This window comes from Kluyvera cryocrescens NBRC 102467, from assembly GCF_001571285.1.
In the GTDB taxonomy this organism is placed as follows: Bacteria; Pseudomonadota; Gammaproteobacteria; order Enterobacterales; family Enterobacteriaceae; genus Kluyvera; species Kluyvera cryocrescens.
This window is the reverse complement of sequence record NZ_BCTM01000010.1, coordinates 86,946-98,738: the sequence shown is the minus strand read 5'-3', so window position 1 is coordinate 98,738 and position 11,793 is coordinate 86,946. Positions and strand designations below refer to the sequence as shown.

Genomic DNA, 11,793 nt, shown 5'->3' with positions numbered 1-11,793 from the left:
GCCTGAAAACCAAAAAGCCTGGTAATAGTTTATGACAATTTTCACTATTTTGTTTGTGAATAATTCTTGAATTTAGCTAAAAAATTGAATTTTTAGAGGTAAATGGCACAAAAGTGAAAAATGGATGCGGGAAGTCAGGTAGAGGGCGAGCTTACAGGGAAGTGATGGCAGCCAAAATGATACTTTGGCTGCCCATAACTTAGTGTTTTTGGCGGTTATCAGGTAAGAATATGGTCAACATCCCAATAAGTGGTAGGAAAGCACATATTTTATAAACCAATTCAATGCTGGTGTGGTCGGCAATCAGCCCCAACACCGCAGCACCTAAGCCGCCCATGCCAAATGCGAAGCCGAAGAATAGCCCGGAAACCATGCCGATACGGCCGGGTAACAGCTCCTGAGCGTACACCAGGATGGCCGAAAAGGCGGATGCGAGGATAAATCCAATGATCACCGTTAAAATTCCGGTCCACCACAGGGTTGCATAGGGTAAAAGAAGGGTAAACGGTGCAACGCCGAGGATAGAGCCCCAAATAACATATTTACGCCCAATTTTATCCCCGACAGGGCCGCCAATCACTGTGCCTGCGGCAACGGCGAACAGGAAGGCAAATAAATGAATCTGCGCATTTTGTACGGATAATCCGAATTTTTGTATCAGATAAAAGGTGTAATAGCTGCTAATGCTCGCCATATAGAAGTATTTCGAGAAAATCAGCATTAACAGGATGGAAACGGCGAGAATCACTTTGTTTTTGGGTAACGGATTAATAATCGGCGCTTTAGGTTTCCCTTTATTCATACGATGCTGCGTGGCGTACCAGCGGCTCACCTGCGCCAGCACGACGATTGCCAGCAGCGCTGCCAGCACAAACCAGGCGACGTTGCCTTTACCGTACGGCGCAATGATGACGGCTGCCAGCAATGGCCCCAGCGAACTACCAAAGTTACCGCCCACCTGGAAAATAGACTGCGCCAGCCCGTGACGACCACCGGAGGCCATACGCGCTACGCGAGAGGATTCCGGGTGGAAGACCGAAGAACCGGTCCCGACCAACGCTGCGGCCAGCAGCACCATGCCAAAGCTTCCAGCCAGCGCCAAAAGCACCAGGCCCGTCAGGGTAAAGCACATGCCCACCGGCAGCGACCACGGCATTGAGCGTTTATCAGTGATGTAACCGATAACCGGTTGGAATAACGACGAGGTGAGCTGGAAGGTGAGGGTGATCATCCCGATCTGCACAAATGTCAGCGAAAACTCTGACTGCAGGAGCGGGTAAATCGCAAGGATCAGCGATTGGATCATGTCGTTAAGCAGGTGGGAGAGGCTGATTGCTCCCAGGATGCCGAATGAAGTGCGGCCCTTTTGCGAAGACGCAGAAGAGCCCGGCCGGGTAGGGCTAGTTTCAGAGATTGCCATAGATTCCACTTGTATTTTATCGAGCGATGTTGGGGATAAACGCTTTAATAATAGTTATCAGACTAAGATACCTGCCTAAGACGTTTGAAGGAAGTCTCATTTCTGAAAACAAATTAGACTAATATTTCATAGCGTTGTAATTTCTGCGGTTGTTATTCACTCAGGGAGAGATTTATGCGATTCGTCAAACGGGGCGTGGCGTTGGCGATGCTGGCGGCTTTATCGTTAACCAGCTTACCGGCACAGGCTTACCAGCAAGATAAAACTTATAAAATCACCATTCTGCATACCAACGATCACCACGGGCACTTCTGGCGTAGCGAGTACGGTGAGTACGGTCTGGCGGCGCAGAAAACGCTGGTGGACGGTATTCGTAAAGAGGTCGCGGCCGAAGGCGGTAGCGTGCTGCTGCTGTCCGGCGGTGATATCAACACCGGGGTGCCGGAGTCTGACCTCCAGGACGCTGAGCCTGATTTTCGCGGGATGAATCTGGTGGGCTACGATGCCATGGCCGTCGGTAACCATGAGTTTGATAATCCCATGAGCGTACTGCGCCAGCAGGAAAAATGGGCTAAATTCCCGTTCCTCTCCGCCAATATCTATCAAAAGAGCACCGGTGAGCGCCTGTTTAAACCCTGGGCTTTGTTTAAACGTCAGGATCTGAAAATTGCCGTGATTGGTTTAACCACCGACGACACGGCGAAAATCGGTAATCCGGAATACTTCACCGATATCGAATTCCGCAAACCGGCGGAAGAGGCGAAGCTGGTTATTCAGGAACTGCAGCAAAATGAGAAGCCCGATCTGATTCTGGCGACCACCCATATGGGGCACTACGATAACGGCGAGCATGGTTCCAACGCGCCGGGCGACGTAGAAATGGCGCGCAGCCTGCCTGCTGGCTCACTGGCGATGATTGTGGGTGGCCACTCACAAGATCCGGTGTGCATGGCCTCAGAGAATAAAAAGCAGGTCGATTATGTGCCTGGCACCCCGTGTGCTCCGGACAAACAAAATGGTATCTGGATTGTTCAGGCCCACGAGTGGGGAAAATACGTTGGCCGCGCTGACTTTGAGTTCCGCAACGGCGAGCTGAAGCTGGTGCACTACCAGTTGATTCCGGTCAACCTGAAGAAAAAAGTGACCTATGACAACGGGCAAAGTGAGCGCGTACTTTACACGCCACAAATCCCGGAGAACCCGCAGATGCTGTCGCTGCTGACGCCATTCCAGAGCAAAGGTAAAGCACAGCTGGACGTTAAAGTGGGGAGCGTTAACGGGCATCTGGAAGGTGACCGTAGCAAAGTACGCTTTGTGCAGACCAACATGGGGCGCCTGATTCTGGCGGCACAAATGGCGCGTACCGGTGCTGATTTTGGCGTGATGAGCGGCGGCGGCATTCGTGATTCTATCGAAGCCGGCAATATCACCTACAAGAGCGTGCTGAAGGTGCAACCGTTCGGTAATGTGGTGGTGTATGCCGACATGAGCGGGAAAGAGGTTACCGAATACCTGACCGTCGTGGCGCAGATGAAGCCGGACTCCGGTGCCTATCCGCAGTTTGCCAACGTCAGCTTTGTGGCAAAAGGCGGGCAGCTTCAGGATCTGAAAATCAAAGGTGAGGCGATTGATCCGGCGAAAACCTACCGTTTAGCCACCCTGAGCTTTAATGCCACCGGCGGCGACGGCTATCCGAAGATTGATAGCAAGCCGGGGTATGTGAATACGGGCTTTATCGATGCTGAAGTATTGAAGCAGTATATCGAACAGAATTCACCGCTCGACGTGAACGCTTACGAACCGAAAGGGGAAGTGAGCTGGCAGTAAGTTTCTGACTGACTCTCTCCTTATTGGGAGAGAGTCAGTCAAGAGCGTCCCTCTTAATCCCGGCGCGCGATATCTGCAAAGGTCGCGCCGAGGATTTTCGCTAAATCCGCCGCCGCCAGTTCGATATCTAATCCGCGTTTACCGCCGGAGACAAAAATAGAGGCAAACTCCTGCGATGGCGCGTCGATCACCGTCGGCAGACGCTTTTTCTGCCCGAGCGGGCTGATGCCGCCCACCAGATACCCGGTCACGCGCTGCGCCACCATCGGGTCGGCCATATCCACTTTCTTCGCGCCCAGCGCTTTGGCCACTTTTTTGAGATCCAGTTGCCCGGCGACCGGCGTGACCGCGACGGCGAGATGCTTCATATCGCCATTCACCGCAACCAGTAGCGTTTTGTAAACCTGGTCGGCGTTAAGACCTAATTTACGCACCACTTCATCGCCAAAATTGGTTTCATTGGGATCGTGATCGTAGGTGTGGATGCTGAATGGGATTTTGTTCTTTTCAAGTAACTTAACGGCGGGAGTCATAACGTTCCTTCTTACCACAAACGGAATATGCACTCAGCATACGCCCGTAAACAGACTAAAAAATAGTATAATCTTGCGCATTAGGTCTTGGCAGTTGCGGCAACTTTGAGCGACAATCGAAGGATCCGGAGTGTAAACTTCGGGATAATAATAATGATGAAATTCCTCTTTGACGGGCCAATAGAAATATTGGCCATTTTTTTATTTCAACATTTGCGGCAGATTGCCTTCCCCGTATAAATGCAACGCCCCCACGGCAACCACGTAGCGTCCCGGCGGCAGCGCCAATAGCGTATCGCGCCAGGCTTCATTTCTCTTCACCATCAATACGTCATACAGCGACTGGCTGAAGGTATTTGGCAGCGAGGCCGTACCGTTTGACGGCGGCTGCTGTAGCCACCAACCGATCATCACCTGTAACAATCGCGCGTTGGTATGCCAGTGGGTCAGCGTATCGTCCAGCAGCGCCTTCCCGCCATCGGGCAACTGGCACAAGAGATCGATCTGGCTATCGGCGCCTTCCAGCTCCTGCACCGGCAGTTCAGCAGCACGCGCGGCCGTGAGTAATTGGTAGTCGATGCCATAATCTGGACGCAGCCCTAAGCGCTGTGCCTGGGTGGCCTGCAACACCATGGCAATTTGCCACAGCGGCTGGCTGTCAAAACGAAACAGCGATAGTCCCTGTTCGTTGACTCGGTTTTCCAGCTCGCTTAGCTGCGCTTCGCTCAGACGTTCGGCCAACGGCGGGCAGACCGGGAGATCGCTGAACGGCATTTCGCTACCGGAAATATCGGCCTCAACGATCAGCGCATCGGCCTGGCGCAGCTTTTTAATCAGCCTGGCGGGAAGCGGGGCCATATCGCGGGTCCCCATATGGATACTGCCGACCAGGTGTAAATGGCGGCCTCCGGGTAAAACAACGTCAAGCGCCGGCCAGCTATAGGTTGAACCGCGCAGGGCGCGCCACAGGTTTTGGAGTTGATTTAGCAGGCTCATCCGCGCTCCCTGGAAGGAAAATCTCATGCTAGCGCGATGGGGAAAAAGGTGCAAACGCGTCCCTCCCAAAGATGGGAGGGACGGCGGGATTACTGTTTCGGTTTAAAGCGTAGCAGACGGTTGGCGTTGCTCACCACGGTGATGGAAGACAAGGCCATTGCCGCCCCAGCCACTACCGGGTTGAGCAATGTACCGGTTAACGGCCACAGGATCCCCGCGGCAATTGGAATACCCAACGAGTTGTAAACAAAGGCGCCGAGCAGATTCTGCTTCATGTTGCGCAGCGTGGCACGGGAGATTGCCAACGCATCGGCTACGCCCACCAGACTATGACGCATCAGGGTGATGGCCGCGGTTTCGATGGCGACATCGCTGCCGCCGCCCATGGCGATACCGACCTCTGCCTGAGCCAGCGCTGGAGCATCGTTAATGCCATCACCGACCATTGCCACTTTCTGGCCCTGCGCCTGCAGGTCTTTAATCGCCTGCGCTTTGCCGTCCGGCAAGACGCCAGCAATTACTTCATCAATCCCCGCTTCTTTGGCAATCGCGTTGGCGGTGACAGGGTTATCACCGGTCAGCATGACCAGGCGGTAGCCTTCGCGGTGCAGACGCTGCAGCGCCGCCACGCTGTCGCTGCGCAGCGGATCGCGGATGGCGAACAGCGCGGCGGCATGACCGTCAACGGCCAGCAGCACCGGCGTTGCGCCTTTGGCGGCCTGCTGCGTCATGTCATCATCGAGCTCACGCGTCACGACCTGCTGTTCGTGCATCAACGCCTGGTTGCCCAGCAGTACCCGATGCCCATCGACTTCACCACTCACGCCCAGACCGCGAAGAGTGCGGAAGGCACTGACCTGCGGCAACGATGTTTCGGCTGCTTTTTCTAAAATGGCGCGTGCCAGCGGGTGGTTCGAACCCTGTTCCAGCGCGGCGGCTAAGCGCAGCGCTGTCGCTTCACTAAGGCCGTTCAGCGTTTTCACCGCCACCACCTGCGGTTTCCCTTCGGTCAGGGTCCCGGTCTTATCAAATACCAGCGTCGTCAGCTCACTGGCGCGCTGCAATGCATCAGCATCACGTACCAGGACGCCGTATTCAGCGGCGCGACCAACGCCGGAGATAATCGACATTGGGGTGGCCAGACCCAGCGCACATGGGCAGGCAATAATCAGCACCGTGGTGGCAATCACCAGGGTGTAGACAATCTGCGGCGCTGGACCAAAGAAGTACCAAATGGCGGCACTGAAAATGGCGATAGCGACCACCACCGGCACAAAGACCGCCGAGATTTTGTCGGCCAACTGACCGATTTCAGGCTTGCTGCTTTGCGCCTGGCGCACCATTTTAATGATGCGTGACAAGGTGGTATGGCTGCCGACCGCGCTGGCGCGAAACAGCACGGAGCCGTCCTGCACCACGGTACCGGCGTGAATGCTGTCGCCGTCGCCTTTTTGCTGCGGAATAGGCTCGCCGGTCAGCATCGCTTCGTCAAACCAGGCTTCACCCTGGCTAATTTCCCCGTCGACCGGCACGCGATCGCCGGTGGCAAGACGCAGGGTCATGCCCGGCTGCACGTCGGCCAGCGGCACGGTTTTTTCGCCGTCATCGGTGACCACTCGCGCGGTTGGCGGCGTGAGGTCGAGTAATTTTTCCAGCGCCCGGGACGAACGCTGACGCGCCCGTGCTTCCAGCATATGGCCGAGGTTTATCAAACCGATAATCATGGCGCTGGCTTCGTAATAGAGGTGGCGGGCTTCCATTGGGAACCACTGCGGCCACAGGTTAACGCTCATCGAATAGAGCCACGCCACGCCGGTGCCGAGTGCGACCAGCGTATCCATGGTGGCGGTGCGATTCTTAAGGCTTTTCCAGGCGCTGCTGTAGAAGTGCCCGCCGGCAAAGACCATCACCGCGAGGGTTGCCAGGCCAATCACCAGCCACAGGGCGCGGTTATCATCGGAGACCATCATGTTGTCGCCGATCATCCCCCAAACCATGACCGGAATACCGACCAGCAGGGCGACAATTGCCTGCCAACGAAAACGTTTCATGGTTGCCAGCGCGGTTTCCTGCTGGCGTTCGCGGCGCTTGAGATCGTCCTCAATCGCTTCTGCGCCGTAGCCTGCTTTCTCTACGGCTTGTACTAAATCACCGGCGGAAGCGTTGCCCATCACTAAGGCCGTGCGCTCCGCCAGGTTTACCCGTGCCTGTACGACGCCGGGGACAGCTTGCAAAGCTTTCTGTACCCGAGAAACGCAGCTGGCGCAGCTCATACCGTTGATCAGCAGCTGTTGGCTGTCATCCAGGTCCTGTGCTGCCGGAAGCTCAGGGGTGGCCGCTGTCAGTGCTTCCGACGGGGATGATGACTCTGCCAGCGGTTTAGCCTTTGGGTGGCTTAACTCCGCACCATAGCCGGCTTGTTTAATGGTATCGATCAACGCTTCGGCGCTGGCGCTACCGGTGACGTGCGCGGTTTCGATAGTGACCTCTGCCTGTTCAACGTCGGGGCGTTGCTCCAGGCTCTCTTTGACGCGTTTTACGCAGTGACCACAGGACAGGCCGTCCAGAGTCAGGTCGATGGTATGAGACATGATGCTCTCCTTAATTGCAGGGTGACCAAATTCACCTTTTCGTCTACAGTTATGAAGGTTAAACCTTCCAGCAAGGGGAAGGTCAAGGGGGAAAAGTGAATATCAGTGATGTTGCCAAAAAAACCGGGCTAACCAGCAAAGCCATTCGCTTTTATGAAGAGAAGGGGCTGGTGACGCCGCCGCTGCGCAGTGAAAACGGCTACCGTAGCTATATGCAAAAGCATCTCGATGAATTTACGCTACTGCGCCAGGCGCGACAGGTGGGGTTTAATCTGGAAGAGTGCGGCGAGCTGGTGAATCTGTTTAACGATCCCCAGCGCCACAGCGCGGATGTGAAAGCGTATACGCTGCAGAAAGTGGCGGATATTGAACGCCATATTAGCGATTTGCAGGCGATGCGCGACCAGCTGCTGTCGCTGGCCGCTTCCTGCCCAGGCGATGACAGCGCCGACTGCCCGATCATTGATAATCTGTCCGGCTGCTGCCACCGTAAAGCCCAGGCCTGATCGTTAGCGTGGAGGGGAGATCCTGATGCGCAGGACGATCCCTTCCACCGCTACCACTTCTACTTTGCTGCCTGCGGGCAGATCGTCATCAGCGATAACCGGCCACGAACTATCCCCCACGCGCATATGACCACGGCCGTTAACCAGCGTGCTATCGAGCGTGAAGCGTTGCCCCAGCAGCTGTTGGCCGCGCTGATTGAGCTGCCCTTCGGCAGGACGCTGGCGGCTGGAGCGTCGGCTCAGCCACTTCCACCATAGCCAGGCCGCCAGCAGCGTGAGCACCGCAAACAGCGAACCCTGCCATTCCCAGCCTATCGGCAGGATCCACGTTAAAAGCCCGGTGACCGCCGCGGCGACGCCGCTCCATAATAAGTAGCCGCTGCCGCCGAGCATTTCTGCCGCCAGCAGCAGGCCGCCGAGGCTCAGCCAGAAGATGTGCGGGTGCGCGAGCACCAGGGCAATCATGATGATTTCCGTTCGCTGGCGCTGTCTTTAATCAGCTCAGCGATCCCGGCAATTGAGCCCATCAGGCTGCTGGCATCCAGCGGCATCATCACCACTTTGCTGTTGCTGGACGAACCAATTTGCTGCAGCGCATCGGTATATTTCTGCGCGACGAAGTAGTTCACCGCCTGAATATCACCGGCGGCAATTGCCTCAGAAACCATTTTGGTGGCTCGGGCTTCTGCTTCCGCCGAACGTTCGCGCGCTTCTGCCTGCAGGAATGCCGACTGACGCTCACCTTCGGCGGTGAGGATCTGCGCCTGTTTTTCACCTTCGGCTTTCACGATCTGCGCCTGGCGAATCCCTTCGGCCTCGAGAATATAGGCTCGCTTGGTTCGCTCGGCCTTCATCTGCGCGTTCATCGCGTCAATCAGCTCCGCCGGTGGGCGCACGTCGCGGATTTCAATACGGGTAATTTTGATGCCCCACGGATTAGTGGCTTCATCAACGATATGCAGCAGGCGGGTATTAATGTTATCGCGCTGAGAGAGCATTTCATCGAGCTCCATCGAGCCCAGCACGGTACGGATGTTGGTCATCGTCAGGTTGATAATCGCCAGCTCAAGGTTGCTGACTTCATACGCTGCTTTCGGTGCGTCAATCACCTGAATAAAACAGACGGCATCGATGGCGACGTTGGCGTTGTCTTTCGAGATAACTTCCTGGGAAGGAATATCCAGAACCTGTTCCATCATGTTGATCTTACGGCCAATACGGTCCATGAACGGCACCACCAGGCTTAAGCCGGGATGCAGCGTTTTGGTGTAGCGGCCAAAGCGTTCAACTGTCCATTGATAGCCCTGTGGCACAATTTTGACGCCCGCGGCCACAATCACCAGCGCGACGAAGATAAGAATAGGGATAAATACCAGCATAAAACCTCCTGTTTAACTGTCCGTAACTTCATCAAGTATATCGGCTCTGGCGTTGAAATTCGCCCCCTGAAATTAATTGGCGTTACACTGTAGGGACAAAAGAAAAAATCAGGATATGGAATGGCAACAATGGAAAATAGCGCTATTTTGCAGCTTCAGAATGTGGGCTTTGATATTGATGGAAATACGATCCTTAATGAGGTGAATCTTAGCATTGCCCCCGGTGAATTTAAGTTAATTACCGGACCTTCAGGATGTGGGAAGAGTACTTTACTAAAGATTATTGCCTCACTGCTTTCGCCGAGCCGTGGCGAGATTCGCTTTGAAGGTAAAGAGATAACCACGCTTTCACCCGAGGCTTATCGTCAGCAGGTTTCATACTGCGCGCAAACCCCAGCGCTGTTTGGCGATACGGTGTATGACAACCTGATATTTCCCTGGCAAATTCGCGGTAAGCAGCCGGAGCCGGATCGTTTTCTGTCGCAGTTGGTTCAATTCGGTTTGCCGGAAGAGACGCTGTCAAAATCGATAAACGAACTCTCGGGTGGGGAAAAGCAGCGGGTTTCGTTAATTCGCAATCTGCAATTTCTGCCGAAAGTGCTGCTGTTGGATGAAATAACCAGCGCGCTGGATGAGAGCAACAAAAAAAATGTTAACGACATTATCCATCAGTACGTTCGCGATAAGCAGGTGGCGGTGCTGTGGGTGACGCACGATAAAGATGAAATTAGCCATGCGGATGAGGTGATCACGTTGCCTTCTCATCGCAAAAGTGTGCAGGAGGCAGATCATGAATGATCATATTATTACTAACGAATCGTTAGCACTGTCGATGGTGCTGGTGCTGGTGGCGGTGCTGGTGAGCTATCGGGAAAAACTGGCGCTGGAAAAAGACATTATCTGGAGCATCTGCCGTGCGGTGGTGCAACTGGTGATCGTCGGCTACGTACTGAAGTACATTTTCAACGTCAACCACGCGATTCTGACGCTGTGTATGGTGCTGTTTATCTGCTTTAACGCCGCCTATAACGCACAAAAGCGCAGCAAGTACATTGATAAAGCATTTATCTCCTCGTTTATCGCGATTACCACCGGCGCCGGGCTGACGCTGGCGGTGCTGGTATTTTCCGGTTCCATTGCCTTTGTGCCGATGCAGGTGATCCCGATCTCCGGGATGATTGCCGGTAACGCGATGATTGCGGTGGGGCTGTGCTACAACAATCTGGGGCAGCGCTTTAGCGCCGAGCAGCAGCAAATTCAGGAAAAGTTAAGCCTGGGTGCCACGCCGAAAATGGCTTCGGCAAGGCTGATTCGCGAAAGTATTCGCGCGTCGCTCATCCCTACGGTGGACTCCGCGAAAACAGTGGGTCTGGTGAGCCTGCCGGGGATGATGTCAGGACTGATTTTCGCCGGTATCGACCCGGTAAAAGCGATTAAGTACCAGATTATGGTGACGTTTATGCTGCTTTCTACCGCCAGCCTGTCGACGATTATCGCCTGCTACCTGACCTATCGGAAGTTTTACAACGCCCGCCACCAGCTGGTGGTGACGCAGTTGAAGAAGAGTGCGTGAGGGATTTCGCCCGGACTATGTGTCGTCCGGGCGATGAACGTGTAATCGTTCAGACGAGCAATCAGTACAGCAGGGAATAGAGCTGACGACGGTACTTCGACGCCAGCGCATCGCCGGTACCGAGCGCCGCCAGAATTTCCTGCAGCATTTTGCGCGCCTGGCCATCCGCCGCGCCTAAATCTTTACGCAGGTGGCTGAACAGCAGCTCCAGCGCCTCTTCATTACGCCCCACCTGATGTAGCTGTAATGCCAGCTTAGAGGCCAGCTCGGCATCGTCCGGGTTCTGCTCAACCTGTTGTTGCAGCTGTTGAATTTCCGGAGTGTCTGCCGCTTTTTTCAGCAGTTCAATCTGCGCCAAAAGCCCCTGATAATGGGTATCCTGATCCTGCAGTGGAATGGTTTTCAGCACCGCTTCGGCGTCTTCGGAACGGTTAAGCGCAATCTGCGTTTCCGCCAGCAGCAGGCCAATCTGGCTATCCTGACCGGAAAGCTGCCAGGCGTCTTTCAGCAGCGGCAGGGCGTCGGCGTGGTTGCCTTCCTGAATCAGCGCCAGCGCCTGCTGTGCCTTCAGCTCTTCTTCACGCGGCAGCACTTTATCCAGCAGCGCGCGAATGGCTTCTTCCGGCTGCGGGCCCTGGAAACCGTCAACCGGCTGGCCGTTCTGGAACAGATAGACGGTAGGAATGGCGCGCAGTCCAAACTGGGAAGCCACCATCTGCTCGGCATCACAGTCAACTTTCGCCAGAATAAACTGACCGTTGTACTGGGTGGCCAGGCTCTCCAGTACCGGCGTCAGATCCAGGCAGTGCTGGCTGCGTTCAGACCAGAAATAGAACAGCACCGGCACGGTGGTGGATTGCTCCAGGGTCTGGTGCAGGTTAGCTTCGGTGATGTTTACGATACTCTGTACGGACATAAGTCATTCCCTATAATCGGTTTGTATTCGAGATGGGGGCAAAAGCGTGCGC

General features: G+C 54.9%; 11 protein-coding genes. 4 read left to right on the top strand and 7 right to left on the bottom strand.

Annotated elements, in window-relative coordinates:
• Positions 1–199 precede the first annotated feature (199 nt).
• Entirely contained in the window at positions 200–1,420 is a 1,221-nt protein-coding gene (locus KCR01S_RS08325) for an MFS transporter (protein ID WP_061282022.1), read from the bottom strand.
• Positions 1,421–1,594: 174 nt separating this feature from the next.
• Between KCR01S_RS08325 and ushA the strand changes: the two genes are divergently transcribed.
• On the top strand, positions 1,595–3,247 hold the full coding sequence (ushA, locus tag KCR01S_RS08320) for a bifunctional UDP-sugar hydrolase/5'-nucleotidase UshA (protein ID WP_061282020.1): 1,653 nt from the start codon (positions 1,595–1,597) through the stop codon (positions 3,245–3,247).
• A gap of 53 nt (positions 3,248–3,300) precedes the next feature.
• Here the strand turns inward: ushA and ybaK are convergent, their stop codons facing one another.
• The 3 genes from ybaK to copA all read right to left on the bottom strand — a co-directional run bounded on the left by ybaK (position 3,301) and on the right by copA (position 7,367).
• Positions 3,301–3,780, bottom strand: a complete 480-nt coding sequence (ybaK, locus tag KCR01S_RS08315; RefSeq protein WP_061282017.1) for a Cys-tRNA(Pro)/Cys-tRNA(Cys) deacylase YbaK — start codon at positions 3,778–3,780, stop codon at positions 3,301–3,303.
• Positions 3,781–3,981: 201 nt separating this feature from the next.
• Positions 3,982–4,776, bottom strand: coding sequence for a TraB/GumN family protein (locus KCR01S_RS08310; RefSeq protein ID WP_061282015.1), 795 nt, complete (start codon positions 4,774–4,776; stop codon positions 3,982–3,984).
• A gap of 89 nt (positions 4,777–4,865) precedes the next feature.
• Positions 4,866–7,367 (bottom strand): copper-exporting P-type ATPase CopA, encoded by a 2,502-nt coding sequence (gene copA, locus KCR01S_RS08305; RefSeq protein WP_061282012.1) that lies wholly within the window; start codon positions 7,365–7,367, stop codon positions 4,866–4,868.
• Positions 7,368–7,462: 95 nt separating this feature from the next.
• Between copA and cueR the strand changes: the two genes are divergently transcribed.
• Positions 7,463–7,873 carry a Cu(I)-responsive transcriptional regulator gene (gene cueR / locus KCR01S_RS08300; protein ID WP_061282010.1) on the top strand — a complete coding sequence of 137 codons (411 nt, stop codon included), beginning with the start codon at positions 7,463–7,465 and terminating at the stop codon, positions 7,871–7,873.
• A 3-nt stretch (positions 7,874–7,876) separates the two neighbouring features.
• Here the strand turns inward: cueR and KCR01S_RS08295 are convergent, their stop codons facing one another.
• Both KCR01S_RS08295 and KCR01S_RS08290 read right to left on the bottom strand, forming a co-directional pair.
• Complete coding sequence (locus KCR01S_RS08295) at positions 7,877–8,338, bottom strand: NfeD family protein (protein ID WP_061282008.1); 462 nt, start codon at positions 8,336–8,338, stop codon at positions 7,877–7,879.
• Positions 8,335–9,252, bottom strand: coding sequence for an SPFH domain-containing protein (locus tag KCR01S_RS08290; protein ID WP_061282006.1), 918 nt, complete (start codon positions 9,250–9,252; stop codon positions 8,335–8,337). Before KCR01S_RS08290 ends, KCR01S_RS08295 begins: the two co-directional genes overlap by 4 nt.
• Before the next feature lie 129 nt (positions 9,253–9,381).
• Between KCR01S_RS08290 and fetA the strand changes: the two genes are divergently transcribed.
• Positions 9,382–10,050 carry an iron efflux ABC transporter ATP-binding subunit FetA gene (gene fetA, locus KCR01S_RS08285; protein ID WP_061282174.1) on the top strand — a complete coding sequence of 223 codons (669 nt, stop codon included), beginning with the start codon at positions 9,382–9,384 and terminating at the stop codon, positions 10,048–10,050.
• On the top strand, positions 10,043–10,825 hold the full coding sequence (gene fetB, locus KCR01S_RS08280; RefSeq protein WP_061282004.1) for an iron efflux ABC transporter permease subunit FetB: 783 nt from the start codon (positions 10,043–10,045) through the stop codon (positions 10,823–10,825). Before fetA ends, fetB begins: the two co-directional genes overlap by 8 nt.
• Before the next feature lie 61 nt (positions 10,826–10,886).
• Here fetB and KCR01S_RS08275 read toward each other — a convergent pair whose 3' ends face one another.
• Positions 10,887–11,741 carry a co-chaperone YbbN gene (locus tag KCR01S_RS08275; protein WP_061282002.1) on the bottom strand — a complete coding sequence of 285 codons (855 nt, stop codon included), beginning with the start codon at positions 11,739–11,741 and terminating at the stop codon, positions 10,887–10,889.
• Between the last annotated feature and the right edge of the window lie 52 nt (positions 11,742–11,793).